19 protein-coding genes are annotated in these 18,842 nt (G+C 71.9%); 8 read left to right on the top strand and 11 right to left on the bottom strand.

Annotated elements, in window-relative coordinates; translation table 11 throughout:
* Window positions 1-14: 14 nt before the first annotated feature.
* On the bottom strand, window positions 15-2,846 hold the full coding sequence (gene acnA, locus QQ657_RS49100; RefSeq protein ID WP_284749332.1) for an aconitate hydratase AcnA: 2,832 nt from the start codon (window positions 2,844-2,846) through the stop codon (window positions 15-17).
* 350 nt (window positions 2,847-3,196) lie between these two features.
* Here acnA and QQ657_RS49095 point away from each other — a divergent pair, with 350 nt between their 5' ends.
* Window positions 3,197-4,507, top strand: a complete 1,311-nt coding sequence (locus QQ657_RS49095; protein ID WP_284749356.1) for an NlpC/P60 family protein — start codon at window positions 3,197-3,199, stop codon at window positions 4,505-4,507.
* Between the two features lie 6 nt (window positions 4,508-4,513).
* Here the strand turns inward: QQ657_RS49095 and QQ657_RS49090 are convergent, their stop codons facing one another.
* The gene (locus QQ657_RS49090; protein WP_284749331.1) at window positions 4,514-4,918 is read right to left on the bottom strand and encodes a DUF1801 domain-containing protein; all 405 of its coding nucleotides are present in this window, start codon (window positions 4,916-4,918) and stop codon (window positions 4,514-4,516) included.
* Window positions 4,919-4,977: 59 nt separating this feature from the next.
* Between QQ657_RS49090 and QQ657_RS49085 the strand changes: the two genes are divergently transcribed.
* The 5 genes from QQ657_RS49085 (at window position 4,978) to QQ657_RS49065 (ending at window position 9,505) form a co-directional block, all read left to right on the top strand.
* Window positions 4,978-5,685 (top strand): SAM-dependent methyltransferase, encoded by a 708-nt coding sequence (locus QQ657_RS49085; RefSeq protein ID WP_284749330.1) that lies wholly within the window; start codon window positions 4,978-4,980, stop codon window positions 5,683-5,685.
* Window positions 5,686-5,798: 113 nt separating this feature from the next.
* Window positions 5,799-6,344: a molybdenum cofactor guanylyltransferase gene (gene mobA / locus QQ657_RS49080; RefSeq protein WP_284749329.1), complete on the top strand. Its 546-nt coding sequence runs from the start codon at window positions 5,799-5,801 to the stop codon at window positions 6,342-6,344.
* A gap of 159 nt (window positions 6,345-6,503) precedes the next feature.
* Window positions 6,504-7,577, top strand: a complete 1,074-nt coding sequence (locus tag QQ657_RS49075; RefSeq protein WP_284749328.1) for an AAA family ATPase — start codon at window positions 6,504-6,506, stop codon at window positions 7,575-7,577.
* Window positions 7,578-7,583: 6 nt separating this feature from the next.
* A complete protein-coding gene (locus QQ657_RS49070; RefSeq protein WP_284749327.1) occupies window positions 7,584-8,528 on the top strand; it encodes a DUF58 domain-containing protein in 945 nt (314 codons plus the stop codon).
* Window positions 8,525-9,505: a VWA domain-containing protein gene (locus QQ657_RS49065; RefSeq protein WP_284749326.1), complete on the top strand. Its 981-nt coding sequence runs from the start codon at window positions 8,525-8,527 to the stop codon at window positions 9,503-9,505. Before QQ657_RS49070 ends, QQ657_RS49065 begins: the two co-directional genes overlap by 4 nt.
* A gap of 3 nt (window positions 9,506-9,508) precedes the next feature.
* Here QQ657_RS49065 and QQ657_RS49060 read toward each other — a convergent pair whose 3' ends face one another.
* From QQ657_RS49060 to QQ657_RS49030, 7 genes are read right to left on the bottom strand one after another with little or no spacing between them, the layout of a single operon-like run.
* Window positions 9,509-10,021, bottom strand: coding sequence for a hypothetical protein (locus QQ657_RS49060; RefSeq protein WP_284749325.1), 513 nt, complete (start codon window positions 10,019-10,021; stop codon window positions 9,509-9,511).
* Window positions 10,022-10,044: 23 nt separating this feature from the next.
* Window positions 10,045-10,506 (bottom strand): tRNA (cytidine(34)-2'-O)-methyltransferase, encoded by a 462-nt coding sequence (locus QQ657_RS49055; RefSeq protein WP_284749324.1) that lies wholly within the window; start codon window positions 10,504-10,506, stop codon window positions 10,045-10,047.
* Between the two features lie 3 nt (window positions 10,507-10,509).
* Window positions 10,510-10,932 carry an acyl-CoA thioesterase gene (locus QQ657_RS49050; RefSeq protein WP_284749323.1) on the bottom strand — a complete coding sequence of 141 codons (423 nt, stop codon included), beginning with the start codon at window positions 10,930-10,932 and terminating at the stop codon, window positions 10,510-10,512.
* A gap of 16 nt (window positions 10,933-10,948) precedes the next feature.
* Window positions 10,949-11,893 (bottom strand): TAXI family TRAP transporter solute-binding subunit, encoded by a 945-nt coding sequence (locus QQ657_RS49045; protein ID WP_284749322.1) that lies wholly within the window; start codon window positions 11,891-11,893, stop codon window positions 10,949-10,951.
* The gene (locus QQ657_RS49040; RefSeq protein ID WP_284749321.1) at window positions 11,890-13,284 is read right to left on the bottom strand and encodes a sensor histidine kinase; all 1,395 of its coding nucleotides are present in this window, start codon (window positions 13,282-13,284) and stop codon (window positions 11,890-11,892) included. The genes QQ657_RS49045 and QQ657_RS49040 overlap by 4 nt, the downstream gene beginning before the upstream one ends.
* Before the next feature lie 3 nt (window positions 13,285-13,287).
* The gene (locus QQ657_RS49035) at window positions 13,288-13,956 is read right to left on the bottom strand and encodes a response regulator transcription factor (protein WP_284749320.1); all 669 of its coding nucleotides are present in this window, start codon (window positions 13,954-13,956) and stop codon (window positions 13,288-13,290) included.
* 7 nt (window positions 13,957-13,963) lie between these two features.
* Window positions 13,964-15,304: an MFS transporter gene (locus QQ657_RS49030; protein ID WP_284749319.1), complete on the bottom strand. Its 1,341-nt coding sequence runs from the start codon at window positions 15,302-15,304 to the stop codon at window positions 13,964-13,966.
* Window positions 15,305-15,488: 184 nt separating this feature from the next.
* On the opposite strand from QQ657_RS49030, the gene fabG reads away from it, so the two are divergent.
* Together fabG and fabI are read left to right on the top strand one after the other, a co-directional pair.
* A complete protein-coding gene (gene fabG / locus QQ657_RS49025) occupies window positions 15,489-16,193 on the top strand; it encodes a beta-ketoacyl-ACP reductase (RefSeq protein WP_284749318.1) in 705 nt (234 codons plus the stop codon).
* A 38-nt stretch (window positions 16,194-16,231) separates the two neighbouring features.
* Complete coding sequence (gene fabI / locus QQ657_RS49020; RefSeq protein ID WP_284749317.1) at window positions 16,232-16,999, top strand: enoyl-ACP reductase FabI; 768 nt, start codon at window positions 16,232-16,234, stop codon at window positions 16,997-16,999.
* A gap of 3 nt (window positions 17,000-17,002) precedes the next feature.
* On the opposite strand, the gene QQ657_RS49015 is transcribed toward fabI, so the two are convergent.
* Window positions 17,003-18,169 (bottom strand): Cmx/CmrA family chloramphenicol efflux MFS transporter, encoded by a 1,167-nt coding sequence (locus QQ657_RS49015; protein ID WP_284749316.1) that lies wholly within the window; start codon window positions 18,167-18,169, stop codon window positions 17,003-17,005.
* A 68-nt stretch (window positions 18,170-18,237) separates the two neighbouring features.
* Window positions 18,238-18,819 carry a TetR/AcrR family transcriptional regulator gene (locus QQ657_RS49010; RefSeq protein ID WP_284749315.1) on the bottom strand — a complete coding sequence of 194 codons (582 nt, stop codon included), beginning with the start codon at window positions 18,817-18,819 and terminating at the stop codon, window positions 18,238-18,240.
* Window positions 18,820-18,842: the final 23 nt, after the last annotated feature.

Raw genomic sequence — 18,842 nt, 5'->3', positions numbered from 1 at the left:
GAAGAGCGTAACCCTTACGCCTGCGTCATCTTCCGCAGCACGTACTGCAGGATGCCGCCGTTGCGGTAGTAGTCCGCCTCACCCGGGGTGTCGATGCGGACGTCCGCCTCGAACTCCACCTTGCTGCCGTCCTGCTTGGTCGCGGTGACGTGCACGGTGCGCGGGGTCTCGCCGTCGTTCAGCTTGGTGATGCCCGAGATGTCGAACGTCTCGGTGCCGTCCAGCTTCAGCGACGCCGCCGACTCGCCCTGCGGGAACTGCAGCGGGATGACGCCCATGCCGATCAGGTTCGACCGGTGGATGCGCTCGAACGACTCGGTGATCACCGCGCGCACACCCAGCAGCGACGTGCCCTTGGCCGCCCAGTCACGCGACGAACCGGAGCCGTACTCCTTGCCGCCCAGCACGACCAGCGGGGTGCCGGCCGCCGCGTAGTTCTGCGCCGCGTCGTAGATGAACGCCTGCGGGGCGTCGTCCTGGGTGAAGTCGCGGGTGTAGCCGCCCTGCACGTCGTCCAGGAGCTGGTTGCGCAGCCGGATGTTCGCGAACGTGCCGCGGATCATCACCTCGTGGTTGCCGCGCCGCGAGCCGTAGGAGTTGAAGTCCTTCTTCTCCACGCCGTGCTCGGTGAGGTACTGCGCGGCGGGGGTGCCCGGCTTGATCGCGCCGGCGGGGGAGATGTGGTCGGTGGTGACCGAGTCGCCCAGCTTCGCCAGCACGCGCGCGCCGGAGATGTCGGTGACCGCGGCCGGCTCCGGCGTCATGCCCTCGAAGTACGGGGGCTTGCGGACGTAGGTGGACTCGGCGTCCCACTCGAAGGTCTTGCCCTCCGGTGTGGGCAGCGCCTTCCAGCGCTCGCCGCCGTCGAAGACGTCGGCGTAGTCCTTGGTGAACATCTCCTGCGTGATCGCGTAGTCGATGGTCTCCTGGATCTCCTTGGCCGTCGGCCAGATGTCCTTCAGGAAGACGTCGGTGCCATCGCTGTCCTGGCCGAGCGGCTGGTTCGCGAAGTCGAAGTCCATCGTGCCGGCCAGCGCGTAGGCGATGACCAGCGGCGGCGACGCGAGGTAGTTCATCTTCACGTCGGGGTTGATCCGGCCTTCGAAGTTCCGGTTGCCCGAGAGCACCGAGACCGCGGTGAGGTCGTTCTCCTGGATCGCCGCGGAGATCTCGTCCGAGAGCGGGCCCGAGTTGCCGATGCACGTGGTGCAGCCGTAGCCGACCAGGTGGTAGCCCAGCTTCTCCAGGTACGGCCACAGGTTGGCCTTGGTGTAGTAGTCGGTGACGACCTGCGAGCCCGGCGCCATCGACGTCTTGACCCACGGCTTGACCGCGAGGCCCTTGTCCACGGCGTTGCGCGCGAGCAGCGCGGCGCCGAGCATGACCGACGGGTTCGAGGTGTTGGTGCACGAGGTGATCGAGGCGATCACCACGGCGCCGTGGTCGAGCACGAACTCGCCGCGGTCGGAGGTGGAGACCTTGACCGGCTTGCTCGGGCGGCCCGACGCGCCGTTGGCGGCCGAGGAGGTGACCGGCGCGGCGTCGTCCTCGGCGAACGACAGCGACGGGGAGTCGCTGGCCGGGAAGGACTCCTCGGAGGCTTCGTCCATCTTGGTGTGCGGCGTGACGTCCTCGCCGTCCACGTAGTCGTGGATGGACTTGCGGAACGACGACTTCGCGTCCGTCAGCTCGATGCGGTCCTGCGGGCGCTTCGGGCCGGCGATCGACGGGACGACCGTCGAGAGGTCCAGCTCGAGGTACTCGGAGTAGGTCGCCTCGTGCGACGCGTCGTGCCAGAGGCCCTGCTCCTTGGCGTAGGCCTCGACCAGCGCGACCTGCTCGGCCGAGCGGCCGGTCAGCTTCAGGTAGCGGACGGTCTCCTCGTCGATCGGGAAGATCGCCGCGGTGGAGCCGAACTCCGGGCTCATGTTGCCGATGGTGGCGCGGTTGGCCAGCGGCACCGCCGCGACGCTCTCGCCGTAGAACTCGACGAACTTGCCGACCACGCCGTGGCGGCGCAGCATCTCGGTGATCGTGAGGACGACGTCGGTGGCGGTGACGCCGGCCGGGATCTCCCCGGTCAGCTTGAAGCCGACGACGCGCGGGATGAGCATCGAGACCGGCTGGCCCAGCATGGCGGCCTCGGCCTCGATGCCGCCGACGCCCCAGCCCAGCACGCCCAGGCCGTTGACCATGGTGGTGTGCGAGTCGGTGCCGACGCAGGAGTCGGGGTAGGCCTGGCCGCCCCGGGACATGACCGTGCGGGCGAGGTGCTCGATGTTGACCTGGTGCACGATGCCGGTGCCCGGCGGGACGACCTTGAACTCGTCGAAGGCGCCCTGGCCCCAGCGCAGGAACTGGTAGCGCTCGCGGTTGCGCTCGTACTCGATCTCGACGTTGCGCTCGAAGGCGTCCGGGCGGCCGAAGACGTCGATGATCACCGAGTGGTCGATGACCAGCTCGGCCGGGGCGAGCGGGTTGACCTTGTCGGGGTCGCCGCCGAGGTCGGTGACCGCCTCGCGCATGGTGGCGAGGTCGACGACGCAGGGCACGCCGGTGAAGTCCTGCATGATCACGCGGGCGGGCGTGAACTGGATCTCGATCGACGGGTCGGCCTTCGGGTCCCACGAGCTCAGCGCGCGGATGTGGTCGGCGGTGATGTTCGCGCCGTCCTCGGTGCGCAGCAGGTTCTCGAGCAGGATCTTCAGGCTGTACGGCAGGCGCTCGGCGCCCTCGACCTTGTTCAGGCGGAACACCTCGTACGAGGCGTCTCCGACCTTCAGCGTGTCTTTGGCGCCGAAGCTGTCCTTGCTGGCAGGTGCGGTCACGTCTAACTCCAGTGGCATGGACTTCCGCGCCGGTGCGGCGGTCGAGTCCCGGGTCAGTGCGGTCAGTTCGGGTGTCGTGCGGTCCGCACGAGGCGGACGCGAGTCTTGCGCACCCCCACCGTAGGACCGGAATCGGGATGGCACACCTCGCGGTGCTTCAAACAGTACGCGCGTCCTGTTTGGCGGACAAGACGACACGCGGTGTGGGCTGCGCCATCCGCGCCGGGGGTCCCTCAATAAGGGGAATTGGTGCCTACGGTGTGTAAGTTTCCGGTGATGCTTGTGATAGTGGTGTGACTGCAGTGACGCGCGATGTGCGCAGGTGAGCGGAGGTGGCGGTCGTGCCGGAACGGCGCAGGGGCTGGTGTGTGCCGGGCGGGCGCCGTGGACTGACCGTGAGCACCCTGGTCCTGGTGATCTTGTTCGGCGCGGGGGGCACGGGCCTCGCCGCGCCCCCGCCGCCGCCCAACCCGAGCGACTCGGAGCTGAACAACAGCAAGGCCGACGCCAACGCGAAGGCCGGTGAGGTCGGCCGGCTGACCAACCAGCTGGCCCAGGCCGAGCAGAAGCTGTCGCAGCTGCAGGACGACGTCGAGCTCAAGCAGGAAGAGGCCAACAAGGCCCTGGTCGACCTGCAGTCCGCGCAGGACGCCGCGGCGCAGGCGGAGAACGACGCGAAGGCCGCCCGGACCGAGGCGGACGCCGCGGCCGCCGCCATCGAGAAGGCCCGCAACGACCTGAAGACCTTCGCCGCCGCGAGCTTCCAGCAGGGCAGCACGGTCGGCTCGCTCTCGGCGTACCTCAGCGCCGACAGCCCCAAGGACATGCTGGCCCGGGCGCAGCTGCTCGACGCCGTCGGCGGTGACCGGCTCAACGCCCTCGACCGGCTCCAGCAGGCGCAGACCGAGAAGGCGAACAAGGACTCCGCGGCCCGCAAGGCCGCCGAGATCGCGCAGCAGAAGCAGGACGCCGCGCGCGAGGCGAAGAACAGCGCCGACTCCGCGCAGTCCGCGGCCATCACGGCCCAGGACAGCCAGGCCACGCAGAACACCCAGCTCGAGAAGAACAAGTCCGACGTCGAGCAGCAGCTCTACACGGCCCAGTCCAAGGTCAGCGGCCTGCAGGGCCAGCGGCAGCGCTATCAGGACTGGCTGGCCCAGAAGCAGCGCGAGGACGACGAACGCGCCCGCCAGGCCGCGCTCGGCTCGTCCGGCGGCGGTGGCCGCCCGGCGAGCAGGCCACCGTCGGGCCCGGCCGGTTCGTCGATCGAGGCGGTCATCGCCCGGGCGCTGTCGAAGATCGGCCTGCCCTACGCCTGGGGTGGCGGCAACGCGAGTGGTCCGACCCGCGGCATCCGCGACGGCGGTGTCGCCGACCGCTACGGCGACTACAACAAGATCGGCTTCGACTGCTCCGGCCTGATGATCTACGCCTTCGCGGGAGTCAGGGGCCTGCCGCACTACAGCGGCTACCAGTACACGGCGGGGCGGCGGGTGCCGCTCTCGCAGATGCGCCGCGGCGACATGCTGTTCTGGGGCGGCGCGGGCGGCATCCACCACGTCGCGCTCTACCTCGGCGGCGGGCAGATGGTCGAGGCCCCGCAGTCCGGACTGCGGGTCCGGGTCGCACCGGTGCGCTACGGCGGGATCATGCCGTACGCGACCCGCCTGATCGGCTGAGCGGCGTCAGGAGCCTGCCTGCTCGCGCTTGATCTTGCGCCAGCCACCGGCCCGGTTGTTCGCGATGATCCGCCGGAACATCTCGGTGAGCGCGGGCGCGTTGATCACCTCGCCCCGGCGGAAGGCGACGGTGCGTGCGGTCTTGTTGTCGTGCCCGGCGGTGATGATGCCTTCGGGGTCCGGGACGATGCCGCCGTCGTAGACGAAGACGTTGACGTGGTCCTTCGCCGCCAGCAGCGCGCAGATGTTGCCTTCGAGCACGAAGTACGGCTGCCGGGTGCGCTTGATCGTCTCGGCCACCTCGGGGTCCGCCGCGTGGACGAGCTCGCGGACCTCCCGGCAGATCGCCTGCTGCCACTCGGGCAGGGCGTCGATGTAGGCGTCGACGCGGGGCTCGGCGGGGTGGGTCACGCGCCGAGTATGCCGGAAATCCGGTCGACTCCCCGGCGTCCGGGCTTCAAGATCGCCCGGTGGACGACGAAATGAACGCGCTGCGGCGCACCCGGATGCGCTGGAACACGCCCCTGTCCGAGCCCCACGCGGAGCTGCTGCTCGACCGGATGGCCCTCGACGCCGGCCACGACCTCGTGGACCTCGGCTGTGGCTGGGGTGAGCTGCTGCTGCGGGCCGTCGCCCGTACGCCGGGCCTGCGCGGAACCGGCGTCGACAGCGACGTGACCGGTCTCGAGCGCGGGCGGGCGGCGGCCGGGGACCGCGCCGTCGAGTTCGTCGAAGCGGATGCCGCCGGCTGGGAAGGACACGCCGACCGGGCCTTCTGCATCGGTTCCGCCCACATCTTCGGCTCGACGAAGGCCGCGCTCGACGGACTCGCGCGGAAGGTTCCGTCCGGGCGGCTGCTCTACGGCGACGGCTTCTGGGCGGCACCGCCGAACCCCGCGGCGCAGGAGATCTTCGGCCCGGACATGCTGACCCTGCCGGCCCTGCTCGACGCGGCGGACGCCGCCGGCTGGCGGGTCCTCCACTTCAGCACCGCCGACCAGCTCGAATGGGACGACTTCGAGTCGACCTCGCGCGCCGGCTGGGCGGAGTGGCTGGCTGCGCACCCGGACGACCCGCGCGCCGGGGAAGTGCGGGACTGGCTCGACCGGCGGCTGCGCGAATACGTCCGCGACTACCGGGGCGTGCTCGGCTTCACCTACCTCGTGCTGGGCCGGTGAAAGCCGGCTGGCGTCCGCGGCTCGCCGGTTTGCCCGCGGGGGATGAGCGGCCGGGCCGGGTTCGCCCGGCGGCGGGCTTCACCTACCTCGTGCCGGGCCGCTAGCCTCCCCGGATGCGCTACGCGGGGATCGTGGTGGCCGGAGGTGCGGCCCGCAGACTGTCCGGCGTGGACAAGCCGGCCTTGTCGGTGGGCGGGAAACCCTTGCTCGCCCGCGCGATCCACGCCCTCGACGGCGCCGAGCGCGTGGTCGCCGTCGGCCCGCGGCGACCCGGGTTCGACGTCGTGTGGACCCGGGAACCGGTGCCCGGCACCGGGCCGGTGGCGGCGCTGGCCGCGGGGCTCGCGTTCGTCCCGGACGACGTCGAGGCCGTGGCGGTGCTGGCCGCCGACCTCCCCGGCGTCCGCCGGTCCACAGTGGACCGCCTGGTCGCCGCGATCGGTGACGGTGACGGCGCCGTGCTCGTCGATGCCACCGGAGCGAGGCAGTGGCTGCTCGGCGCGTGGCGGGTCGCCGCGCTGAAGGCCGCGCTGCCGGCGGAACCGGAGAACGCCGGCCTGCGCCGCACCCTGAGCGGCCTGCGCATCGCCGACGTGCCGGCGGAACGGGGCGAAGCGGACGACATCGACACCCCCGAGGACCTCGAGCGCCACCGCTGAGGGGCTGCTTCACAGATGTCACACCGGGGGAGGTGTTGGCTACTCACGGGGCAACCCGCGCGTCCGCGTGCCGGACGGACGAACGACCGGGGGACGCAGTACGGTCGCACCGCGTGATCACCGTCGCGGGGGCGGCGCACGAACTTTCGAGGAGGCAGAGTGACCGAGCCCGGCTACGCCGAGGGCGGGAACGGGCAACAGCCCGGCACGCCGGCGCGGGACGCCCAGTTGCTGGAGCGGACCGTGTTCGAGGTCAAGCGGATCATCGTCGGCCAGGACCGCCTGGTCGAGCGGATGCTGGTCGGCCTGCTGGCCAAGGGCCACCTGCTGCTCGAAGGCGTGCCCGGGGTGGCGAAGACCCTGGCGGTGGAGACGTTCGCCCGGGTCGTCGGCGGGTCGTTCTCCCGCGTCCAGTTCACGCCCGACCTGGTGCCCGCGGACATCCTCGGCACCCGGATCTACCGCCAGGGCGCCGAGCGCTTCGACGTCGAGCTCGGGCCCGTCGTGGCGAACTTCGTGCTCGCCGACGAGATCAACCGCGCGCCGGCGAAGGTGCAGTCGGCGATGCTCGAGGTGATGGCCGAGCGGCACGTGTCGATCGGCGGGCAGACGTTCCCGATGCCCGACCCGTTCCTCGTCCTGGCCACCCAGAACCCGATCGAGAACGAGGGCGTGTACCCGCTGCCGGAGGCGCAGCGCGACCGGTTCCTGTTCAAGATCCTCGTCGAGTACCCCTCCGCCGAGGAGGAGCGCGAGATCATCTACCGGATGGGCGTCACGCCGCCGACCCCGCACGAGGTGCTCAGCCCGGGCGAGCTGGTCCGGCTGCAGGGCGTCGCGGCGCAGGTGTTCGTGCACCACGCCCTCGTCGACTACGTGGTGCGGCTCGTGCTGACCACCCGGACGCCGAACGAGCACGGCCTCGCCGACGTCGCCGGCTGGGTGTCCTACGGCGCCTCGCCGCGCGCGAGCCTCGGCATCATCGCCGCCGCCCGGGCGCTGGCCCTGGTCCGCGGCCGCGACTACGTGCTGCCGCAGGACGTCGTCGACGTCGTGCCGGACGTGCTGCGCCACCGGCTCGTGCTGTCCTACGACGCCCTCGCCGACGGCGTGCCGATCGACCACATCATCACGCGCGTGCTGCAGACCGTGCCGTTGCCGCAGGTCTCGGCCCGGCCGCAGGGCGGGGCCGGCCAGGGCGGCCCGGTCCCGGCGGGCGCGCCGGTCAGGTAGCCGGCGATGGCGAAGAACGAGAAGGGCGCCCGCCCTTCGTGGGCGCCGCCGGTGCTGCGCGGCGAACGGCTGGAGGCCGGGCTCCGGACCCTGGAGCTCGACGTCCGCCGGCGGCTCGACGGGCTGCTGCAGGGCAACCACCTCGGCCTGGTGCCGGGGCCGGGGTCCGAGCCCGGCGAGGCGCGTCCGTACCAGCCCGGCGACGACGTCCGCCGGATGGACTGGGCGGTCACCGCCCGCACCACGACCCCGCACATCCGCGAGACCGTGGCCGATCGCGAGCTGGAGACGTGGGTCGTCGCCGACCTCTCGGCGAGCCTCGACTTCGGGACGGCGCTGTGCGAGAAGCGTGACCTGGTGGTCTGCGCGGTCGCGGCGGTCGCGCACCTGACCGGGGGCGGCGGCAACCGGATCGGCGGCTTGATCTCCACCGGCGCCGAGACGACCCGGATCCCGGCGCGTGGCGGCCTGGCGCACGCCCGCGGGCTGGTGCGGCGGCTGGCCGAGACGCCCCGGGCGGCCGAGGGCACGCGCGGCGACTTCGCCGAGGCGCTGGAGGCGCTGCGCCGGCCGCCGCGCCGTCGTGGCCTGGCCGTGGTGATCTCCGACTTCCTGGGCGACACGTCCTGGGAGCGGCCGCTGCGGGCGCTGGGCGGCCGCCACGAACTGATCGCGATCGAAATCCTCGACCCGCGCGACGTCGACCTGCCCGAGGTGGGCACCGTCGTGCTGGCCGACCCGGAGACAGGGAAACAGCGCGAAGTGCATGCGTCGGCCTTGCTGCGCAAGGAGTTCGGGGCCGCGGCCCACGCCCACCGGCAGACGGTGGCGGCCGGCCTGCGGCGCGCGGGTGCGGCGCACCTGACGCTGCGCACCGACGCCGACTGGATCGCCGACATGGTGCGGTTCGTCGTCGCCCGCAAGCGGCGCTGGTCCGGGGGTGTGGCGTGAGTTTGACGGGCTTCAGCGCGCCTTGGTGGTTCCTGCTGCTGATCGCCGTCGCGGCCGTCGCGATCGGGTACGTCCTGGCTCAGCGGGCCCGCCGGAAGCGGACCATGCGGTTCGCGAACCTGGCCCTGCTGGAGAAGGTCGCGCCGAAGAGCCAGGGCTGGGTGCGGCACCTGCCGGCGGTGCTGATCGTGCTGTCGCTGCTGATCCTCACCGTGGCGCTGGCCGGCCCGACCGCCGAGCAGAAGGTCCCGCGCAACCGGGCGACCGTGATGCTGGTGATCGACGTGTCGCTGTCGATGGAGGCCACCGACGTCGCGCCGACGCGGCTGAAGGCGGCACAGGACGCGGCGACGCAGTTCGCGCGGAACATGACCCCGGGGATCAACCTGGGCCTGATCTCGTTCGCGGGCACGGCGACGGTGCTGGTCAACCCGACCACCGACCGCAACGGCGTGATCAAGGCGATCGAGAACCTCAAGCTGGCCCAGTCCACGGCGACCGGCGAGGGCATCTTCGCGGCCCTGCAGTCGGTGGAGAGCTTCTCCAGCGTGGTGGGCGGAGCCGACGGCCCGCCACCGGCGCGGATAGTGCTGATGTCCGACGGCAAGCAGACAGTGCCCGAGGACCTATACGCGGCCCGCGGCGGCTACACGGCGGCCCAGGCGGCGAAGCAGGCGGGCGTGCCGATCTCGTCGATCTCGTTCGGCACGACCCACGGGTCGGTCGACATCGACGGCAAGGCCCAGCCGGTCAGCGTGGACGACGAGTCCCTGCGCGAGATCGCCCGCCTGTCCGGCGGCGACTTCTACAAGGCGGCCAGCGCCGAAGAGCTGAAGAAGGTGTACGGGGACCTCGGCGAGCAGATCGGCTACGAGCTGAAGGACGCCGACGCGAGCAAGCCGTGGGTCGTGGTGGGGACGCTGATCCTCATGCTGGGCGCGGCGGCCAGCCTGTTCTACGGCCAGAGACTCCCGTGAGGTTCACCCTTCCCGGCGGACGCCGTACAGGCTGCCGCCGAGAAGGGTGACTCCGGAGAGGACGCCGCTGACGAACGGGACCCACTGCGCCGCGCTGCCGAGCAGGGCCAGGCCGACGACACCCAGCACGGTCAGCACCACGCCGACCACCAGGATCGACCGCGTCTTCCACGCCGAAGCCAGCGCGACGAAGTGGAGCCCGACGATAGTCGCGATCCACGCGACGTTCGCCTGCACCGGCGCGTCCAGCAGGCTCAGCACGAAGAACCCGGCGACGAGCAGCACCACTTCGCCGATGACGATCACCCGGTAGCTCGGCCCGAACATCGGCCGTCCCTCGAGGGTCGGGCGGCCGCCGGCGCGGACGCCGAGGACCACCACCGCCGCCAGTGCGAGCACCGCGAGGGCGCGCAGCACCCAGGCGATCGCCGGCGGCAGCGGGTCGCCGGAGTTGACGAGGACGAACACGGTGCCGAACGCGGCGCCGATGAGCGCCCCCAGGAACTGCTGTCGCATCCGGCGAACCTACCGGACGGTGATCACCCGGCCGCGAAGCCGCTCTGGCGCCACGCCTCGTAGACCGTGATCGCCGCCGTGTTGGCCAGGTTGAGCGACCGGCTGGTCGGCAGCATCGGCAGCCGCACGCGGTCGGTCACCTCCGGTGCCTGCTGGACTGCCGCGGGCAGGCCGGCCGACTCCGGCCCGAACAGCAGCACGTCCCCGGGCGCGTACGCGACGTCCGTATACAGCCGCGTCGCCGACGCGCTGAACGCGTAGACCTTGGCCGGCAGCAACACTTCCCAAGCCGCGGGCAGCGAAGCGTGCACTTGGACCCGCGCGAGGTCGTGGTAGTCGAGCCCGGCCCGGCGCAGTTGCTTGTCCTCGAGCGTGAACCCCAGCGGCTCGACCAGGTGCAGCTCACACCCCGTGTTCGCCGTCAACCGGATCGCGTTGCCCGTGTTCGGCGGGATTTCGGGCTGGTAGAAGAGAATGCGGAACACGGCTCAGTCTCCGAGCAGGGCGGCGTACACCTTGCGGACCGCGTCGGGCGGCGCCGCCGGGCGCAGGGTGGCCGGGTCGATGAACACGTACCGGACGGTCGCCGCCGCCACGAGGGCCTCGCCGCGGTGGATCTCGAAGTCGAAGATCAGCGACGTCGTGCCGAGGTGGTTCAGGTACTGCGAAACGACCAAGTCCTCGTCGTACCGGGCCGGTGAGCGGAACTTCAGGTTCGCTTCCGCCACCACGACGTCGACGCGGTTGGCCAGGAACTCGTCGTGCGAACCGAACAGCGCTTTCTCCGCCTCGAAGGAGCACATGTCCACATAGGCCAGGTAGTGGGCGTTGAAGACGATGCCCTGGCCGTCGCATTCGTGGTAGCGCACGCGCAGCGGCATTTCGGCGATCGGGGGGCGGGGTTCGGTCACCGGCCCAATCTAGCGCTCAGCCGTGCAGCGTCCGGTACGCGGCCGCCGCGCCCGGCTGCAGTGGCACCGGCTGCGTGCCGATCAGCGTCCGCACGTCGAGGAACTGCGTGCCGACCGCCTCGGCGGGCACGAGGTCGGTCGCCCGTTCGACGAGCAGCCGGACGATCGCCGCGGCGACGTCGTCAGGCAACGTGGGCGAGCAGACCAGCAGGTTCGCCACGCCGATCGTGCCCAGCTGCCCGACCCCGCGGTACGCGCCGTCGGGCACCTGGACCTGGTCGTACACCGGGCCGTAGGCGGCGCGCAGCGCGGGGACGACGGCGTCGAGCGGCAGCAGCGAGATCGGCGTCGTGCGGGTGAGGTCCGCGAGCTTCGGCGTCGGCACCCCGCCGGACCACAGCATCGCGTCGACCCGCCGGCCGGCCAGTGCCTGGACGGCGTCGTCGAAGAGCAGGTGCCGGGCGTCGACCGCGACCCCGGCCTTCGCGAACAGCCGTTCGCCGAGCTGGGCCGCGCCGGATCCGCCCGCGCCGAGCGACACCGGCCGCCCAGCGAGGTCGGCGAGGCGGCGCACCGGGCCGTCCGCCCGCACCACGAGCTGCAGGTAGTTCTCGTAGACGCGGCCGAGCGCGAGCAGCGGCACCTTCCCCGCGAACGGCGCGTTCCCGAGGAGCGCCGTCTGGGCGACGTCGGCGAGCACCAGCCCGAGGTCGGCCTGCCCGCGCCGGACGAGGTCCACGTTGGCGACGCTCGCCTCGGTCGGCACGGCGGTGGCGTGCAGCCGCGGCTCGGCGCGGCTCAGCTCGGCCGCCAGCAGTTCGGCGAAGGCCAGGTAGAAGCCGCCGCGCTCGCCGGCCGCGATGGTGACCGTCCGATCGGGACCGCCGTAGGCGGACGTCGAGCAGCCGGCCAGGGCCAGTCCGAGGCCGCCGAGCAGGGCGGTGCGGCGGGTGAGCGTCATCGCGGCACCTCCCGCAGCGGCAGCGTGACGCGCACTTCGAGCCCGCGGGGGAGTGCCTGGCGCAGTTCGAGCGTCCCGCCGCGGGTGCGCACCTGCTGGTGCGCGATGGCCAGCCCGAGCCCGGTCCCGCGCGGGGCGCCTTCGCCACCGGCGCGCCAGAACCGCTCGGTCGCCCGCGCGCGGTCCTCAGTGGACAGTCCGGGCCCGTCGTCGCGGACGACGAGGGTCGCCGTCGAGACGCCGCTTTCCCAGTCCGTGGTGATCTTCGCGCCGCGGCCGGCGTAGTGGACGGCGTTGTCCAGCAACACGTCGAGGATCTGCGCGAGCTCGCCTTCCGGGCAGCGCACGGTGACCGGCTCGTCGTGCCCGGGCGGCGGCACGAGCGTGGCACCGGCGTCGTCGGCGGACGGGCGCCAGGCGTCGACGCGTTCGGCGAGCACGGAGGCGAGGTCGCACGACTCGTCCGCGCCGCCGGCCGCGACCCGCGTCGCGGTGCTCTCGGCCAGCGCGAGGGCCAGCAGCCCGTCGAGCAGCTTCTCGAGGCGTTCCACCTCGGCCACCGTCGCCCGGTAGGTGGCCTCGTCGCCCTCGACCCGGCCGGCGAGCGAGTCGACGCGCAGCCGCAGCGCCGCCATGGGGTTGCGCAGCTGGTGGGAGGCGTCGGCGACCAGCCGGTGCTGCTGGTCGGCCGCTTCGAGCACGGCTTCGGACATCCGGTTGACCTCGCCGGCCAGCACCCGCAGCTCGCGCGGCCCGGTGCGTTCGGGGACGTGCGCGCGGTGCCCGGCGGCGACGGCGAGGACGCCGGTCTCCAGCTCGTGCAGCGGCCGGACCATCCACCGGGCCAGCACCACGGCGAGCAGCACGAACACCACCGCGACCAGCAGCGCCCCGGCGCCGATGGTGCCCCACCGGGTGGCGACGTCCGCGGCCGCCGCCGTCACCGACGCCCGCAGCACGACCACGCCGGACACCCGGGTGCCGGTGCCGACCGGCCGCGCGAAGTACGCCGGTCCGGCCGACCACGGGCCGAGCCGGTCGACCTGCGGCGCCGGCTCGTTGCGCATGGTCGCCTCGACCAGGGCGTGCACCGCGGGGTCGGCCGCGGTCAGCCCGCCGGCCTGCACCAGCGGCGCGCGGCGGGCGTCGACGATCACGACGCCTTCGCCGTACAGCTCGGCGTAGCGAGCGGCGTCGGCGGCGAGCGCGGCCGGGTCGCGCGTGTCGACGGCCTGCTGGGCCAGCACGACGAACCGGTCGACGTCGGCGGTGCGGGAGATGACCAGCTGCTGGGTGCGCTGCTCGGCGGTGGACGCCAGCAGCGGCACGGCGAACGCGGCGACCACCGCGAGCGCGAGGGCGACCAGGACCACCAGCAGCCGGGTGCGCACGGGTCAGTCCCGGCCGAGCCGGTAGCCGAAGCCGCGGATGGTGGTCAGCAGCCCCGGCCGGTCCAGTTTCGCGCGCAGGCCGGTCAGGTGGACGTCGAGCGAGCGCGACACCGCGAGGTAGGCGTCGCCCCACACCTCGTCCATCAGCTGCTGGCGGCTGACCGCGGTGCCGGGGCGGGCGGCGAGCACGGCGAGGATCTCGAACTCCTTGGTGGTGAGCCCGACGTCGTGCCCGGCGACGAGGACCCGGCGGGCGCCGAGGTCGATCTCGACGTCTTCGACGCGCACGATGTCGCCGGCCGGCGCTTCGCGGGCGACCGCACGCCGGACGACGGCGTCCATCCGGGCCAGCAGCTCGGCCAGCCGGACGGGCTTGGTCAGGTAGTCGTCGGCGCCGAGGCGCAGGCCACGCACGATCGAGCGTTCGTCACCGCGGGCGGTCAGCACGATGACCGGAACCGGCGACACCGCGCGGATCTTCCGCAGCACGTCGAGCCCGTCGATGTCCGGCAGTCCCAGGTCCAGCAGGACCAGGTCGGCGTCGCGGTGGCGGTGCAGGGCGTCGGCCCCGCGCCCGACGCTGGTGACGGGATGACCGCGCGCGTGCAGCGACTCCGCGAGCGCGCCCGCGACCCCCGCGTCGTCTTCGACGAGGAGCACGCGCACGGCCATCCCCTTCTCAGCGTTCGCCCGCGCCTACCGGCTCGGGTCGTTCTTCGAGCTCGGAGGTCTTCGAGGTCTCCCGCATTGTGCCGTAGACGATCAGGGAAACCAGGACGCAGCCCGCGACGTACCAGAAGAAGACCGACTCGTGGCCGGCGCTCTTCAGCGCCTGCGCGATGAGCTCGGCGGTGCCGCCGAAGATCGCGACGGTGAGCGCATAGGGCAGGCCGACGCCGATGGCGCGGATCTTCGTCGGGAACAGCTCGGCCTTCACGATCGCGTTGATCGACGTGTAGCCCGCCACCACCACGAGCCCGGCCAGGACGAGGAAGAACGCGCCGACCGGGTTCCGGGTCGAGCCCATCACCGTCATGATCGGGACGGTCAGGAGCGTGCCCGCGATGCCGAAGAACAGCAGCAGCGGGCGGCGGCCGATCCGGTCGGACAGCTTGCCCGCAAGTGGCTGCAGGATCGCCGCGAGGAGGATCGCCGAGAACAGGATGATCGTGACCGTGCGCCGCGGGATGTGGGCGGTGTTCTCGAGGAACTTCTGGCTGTAGGTGGCGAAGGTGTAGAACGCCACCGTGCCGCCGAGGGTCAGCCCGACGACGAGCGCGATCTCCTTGGGGTACTTGGCGAGCGCGCGCAGCGTGCCGCGTTCGCCGGACGCCTCGTCGGCCTTTTCCTTCGTGAAGCTCTCGGACTCGTCCATGCCGCGGCGCAGCCACATGACGCTGAGCGCGGCCACCGTGCCGACGCCGAACGCGATCCGCCAGCCCCACGACGTGAGCTGCTGTTCGGTGAGCAGGCCCTGCAGGATCAGCTGGAGGCCCAGGGCCAGCAGCTGGCCGCCGTAGAGCGTCACGTACTGGAAGCTCGAGTAGAAGCCGCGCTTGCCGGGAGTGGCCACTTCGGACAGGTAGGTCGCCGACGTGGAGTACTCGCCGCCGACGGACAGGCCCTGGATGAGCCGGGCGACCAGCAGCAGGATCGGCGCGGCCAGGCCGATCGTGCTGTAGCTCGGGGTGACGGCGATCAGCAGCGAGCCGCCCGCCATCAGCGTGACCGAAAGCACCAGGGCGCTGCGGCGGCCGAAGCGGTCGGCGAACCGGCCGAGCATCCAGCCGCCGAGCGGGCGCATGAGGAACCCGACCGCGAACACCGCGGCGGTGCCGAGGAAGGCCGCCGTCGTGTCGGTCGTCGGGAAGAAAGACTTGGCGAAGTACGTGGTGAACGCCGCGTAGGCGTACCAGTCGTACCACTCGACCAGATTACCGATGGAGCCGCGCAGCACGTTGCCGATCACGCGCTTTTCGCTCACGGTCCCCGTGGTCGCGGAGCTGATCCGGGTTGTCATCGTCGACCTCCTGTGTTGCGACTCACGGTGACCAACCAGCGGGTAACCAGCAAGGTCGGAGGGCAGTTCCTAACACGTGCTTAGGACGGTCGCGGACACTCCGGGCGCGGGTGCGCGACGCGGCGGCGCTGCCGATAGCCTCGTGCCCGACATCAGCGCACGGTCGACGAAGAGGGAGAACACTGTGGGACGGTCGGTTCTGGTCACCGGGGGCAACCGGGGCATCGGTCTGGCGATCGCCCGGGACCTGGCGGAGCAGGGGCACCGGGTCGCCGTCACGCACCGTGGTTCGGGTGCGCCCGAAGGCCTCTTCGGCGTCAAGGCGGACGTCACCGACACCGAGGAGATCGACGCGGCGTTCAAGCTCGTCGAGGAGCACCAGGGCCCGGTCGAGGTGCTGGTGTCCAACGCCGGGCTGACCGACGACACGCTGCTGATGCGGATGAGCGAGGACCAGTTCGAGCGCGTCATCAACGCCAACCTGACCGGCGCCTACCGGGTCGCGAAGCGCGCCTCTCGCGGCATGCTGCGCGGCAAGTGGGGCCGGTTCATCTTCATCTCCTCGGTCGTCGGCCTCTCCGGCTCGGCCGGCCAGGCGAACTACGCGGCGTCGAAGGCCGGCCTGGTCGGGTTCGCGCGGTCGCTGGCGCGTGAGCTCGGCTCCCGCAACATCACCTCGAACGTCATCGCGCCCGGCTTCGTCAACACCGACATGACCGACGAGCTGACCGAGGACCAAAAGAAGGCGATCCTCGCCCAGGTGCCCGCCGGCCGGTACGCCGAGCCGGCCGAGATCGCCGCCGCGGTGCGCTACCTGGCTTCCGACGACGCCGGCTACGTCAACGGCGCGGTGCTGCCGGTCGACGGCGGCCTCGGCCTCGGCCACTGACTTTCTCTCACTATCCCGAACCAAGACTTGGAGGACCCGTGCCCGGACTGCTCGAAGGCAAGCGCCTGCTGATCACCGGCGTAATCACCGACGCGTCGCTCGCCTTCCACGCGGCCAAGACCGCGCAGGAGGAAGGCGCGAAGGTGGTGCTGACCGGCTTCGGCCGCATGTCGCTGGTCGAGCGCATCGCGAAGCGGCTCCCCGAAGTGGCGCCCGTGATCGAGCTGGACGTCACCGACCAGGAGCACCTCGACTCCCTCGCCGACCGCGTCCGCGAGCACGTGGACGGCCTCGACGGCGTGCTGCACTCGATCGGCTTCGCCCCGCAGACCTGCCTCGGCGCGCCGTTCCTCGACGCGCCGGCCGAGGACGTCAAGACCGCGATCGAGGTCTCGACGTACTCGTACATGTCGCTGGCGAAGGCGTGCCTGCCGCTGCTCGGCCGCGGCTCCTCGTACGTCGGCATGGACTTCGACGCGCGCGTCGCGTGGCCGGTCTACAACTGGATGGGCGTCGCGAAGGCCGGGCTCGAGTCGGTCAACCGGTACCTGGCCAAGGAGCTGGGGCCGCAGGGCATCCGCGTCAACCTGATCAGCGCGGGCCCGATGAAGACGATGGCGGCCAAGTCCATCCCGGGCTTCGTCGACCTGGAGGACGGCTGGGGCGAGCGCGCGCCGCTCGGCTGGGACAGCACGGACCCGGACCCGGTGGCGAAGAGCGTCTGCGCGGTGCTGTCGGACTGGCTCCCGGCCACGACCGGTTCGATGATCATGGTCGACGGCGGGGTCCACTTCCTCGGCATCTGAGCCTCACACGGCGATCGGTTCCCGGTCGCGGTCGTCGTTCCGCTGGACGGCGACCGCGACCGTGAGCGCGGCCAGGGTCGCGGCGCCGAGGACGATGCCCGTCCACGCCACGCTCGGGAAGCCCAGACCGGCCCCGATCGCGACCCCGCCGAGCCACGGCCCGATCGTGTTGCCGACGTTGAACGCGGCCGTCGTGCTGGCGCCGACGAGCGTCGGCGCGTTCCCGGCCACGGCGTACGTGCGGACGTTCAGCGCCGGGTTGGCGCCGAACCCGGCGGCCCCGAAGACGAGCACGGCCGCCACGGCGACGCCCGCGTCGGTCGTGAGGGCCAGGACGAGCAGTGACACCAGGGCGAGCCCGATGCAGCCGTACAGCGTGGCGAAGGGGTGGCGGTCGGCCAGCCGCCCGCCGGCCGTGATGCCGATGAGCGCGCCGACGCCGAACAGGGCGAGGACACCCGGCACCCACGCCTCCGGGAGACCGTCCGTTTCGGTCAGCAGCGGCGCGAGGTAGCTGAACGCGGCGAAGATCATGGCCTGGCACAAGGCGATCACGCCGAGCGCGAGCCAGACCCGGCCGCGCCGGTACAGCCGCAGCTCGGTGCGGACGCTCATCCCGCCGCCGGTCGTCTCGGGCACCAGCGCGGCGACTCCGGCCGCCGCCAGCAGCGTCACGGCCGCGACCGCCCAGAACGCCGTCTGCCAGCCCGCGTGCTGGCCGATGACCGTCCCGGCGGGGACGCCGGCGATGTTGGCCACGGTCAGCCCGCCGACCAGTACCGCCATCGCGCGGCCGCGGCGCTCGACGGGCACCAGCGCGATCGTCGTCGCCACGGCGACGGCCCAGAAGCCCGCGCAGGCAAGCGCGGCGATCACCCGCGTGGCGAACAGCAGCGCATACCCGGTGGAGAGCGCGCCCACGACGTGCGCCCCGAAGAAGACCGCGAGCAGCGCGAGGAGCGTCCGGCGGCGGGGGAGTCGCAGGGTGCCGATCGCCAGCAGCGGCGCGCCCACGACCATGCCGATGGCGAACGCGGAGATCAGCAGGCCGGCGTCGGGAATGCCGACACCCAGGTCGGCGGCCATGCCGGGGAGCAGGCCGGTGATCATGAACTCGGACGTGCCCAGCGCGAAGACGCTGAGCCCGAGGACGAAGACGGCCAGGGGCACGGAGTTCTCCTTGGTTGTGTATCGGTCAGTACAAAATGCGAGCAGCGTTCAGTCCCGAGCGGGGTTCACTATCGGGTGATCGCCGACAGGGCGAGGTCCGCGACCGCGTGCATGGCCTCGGCGCTCGCGCCGCGGCGGGACATGACCCGGAGTCCGGAAATGGTGCTGAGCAGGAACTCGGCGACGTCGGCCGGGGTGCGGCCGTCCTGGAGACTGCCGTCGAGGGTGCCTTCTCGTGCGCACTCGGTCAGCAGGGTGAGCTGCTTCTCGGTGTCTTTCCTCAGCGCGGTGCCGACGCCGTCTTCGGGTGTCCCGAGTTCGGTGAAGGTGTTCACGACCAGGCAGCCGCGCCGGCCTTCGGTCAGCTCTTCTTCGATGAGCGCGCCGAACATTGCCGTGATGCGCTCGGCGGCGGTGCCCGGGCCGTCGAGGACGGCTTTCCGGCCCGCGAGCCCGCGCGCGCTGTAGTGCGCGAGCGACCGCTCGAACAGGGCCCGCTTGCTGGTGAAGGCGTTGTAGACGCTGCTGCGTCCGAGTCCGGTGGCCTCGCACAGGTCCTGCGTCGACGTCGCCTCGTAGCCGCGGGTCCAGAACGCGTGCATCGCGCTCTCGACGGCGGCTGTCTCGTCGAACTCCCGTGGCCTCGCCATGGCCGCTACCGTACCAGAGTTTT

Origin of the sequence: Amycolatopsis ponsaeliensis, from assembly GCF_030182635.1 — a bacterium.
GTDB classification, from domain to species: domain Bacteria; phylum Actinomycetota; class Actinomycetes; order Mycobacteriales; family Pseudonocardiaceae; genus Amycolatopsis; species Amycolatopsis ponsaeliensis.
Note: the sequence above shows the minus strand (reverse complement) of the source record. Positions and strands in the feature narration are given on the sequence as shown.

Bases quoted from the DNA above. Each gene is read 5' to 3' on its own strand.
- QQ657_RS49035 (WP_284749320.1), bottom strand. From the start codon at position 13,956: ATGGCCGTGCGCGTGCTCCTCGTCGAAGACGACGCGGGGGTCGCGGGC.
- acnA (WP_284749332.1), bottom strand. From the start codon at position 2,846: ATGCCACTGGAGTTAGACGTGACCGCACCTGCCAGCAAGGACAGCTTC.
- QQ657_RS49070 (WP_284749327.1), top strand. From the start codon at position 7,584: ATGGCGAAGAACGAGAAGGGCGCCCGCCCTTCGTGGGCGCCGCCGGTG.
- QQ657_RS49045 (WP_284749322.1), bottom strand. From the start codon at position 11,893: ATGACGCTCACCCGCCGCACCGCCCTGCTCGGCGGCCTCGGACTGGCC.
- QQ657_RS49060 (WP_284749325.1), bottom strand. From the start codon at position 10,021: ATGCGACAGCAGTTCCTGGGGGCGCTCATCGGCGCCGCGTTCGGCACC.
- QQ657_RS49030 (WP_284749319.1), bottom strand. From the start codon at position 15,304: ATGACAACCCGGATCAGCTCCGCGACCACGGGGACCGTGAGCGAAAAG.
- mobA (WP_284749329.1), top strand. From the start codon at position 5,799: ATGCGCTACGCGGGGATCGTGGTGGCCGGAGGTGCGGCCCGCAGACTG.
- QQ657_RS49010 (WP_284749315.1), bottom strand. From the start codon at position 18,819: ATGGCGAGGCCACGGGAGTTCGACGAGACAGCCGCCGTCGAGAGCGCG.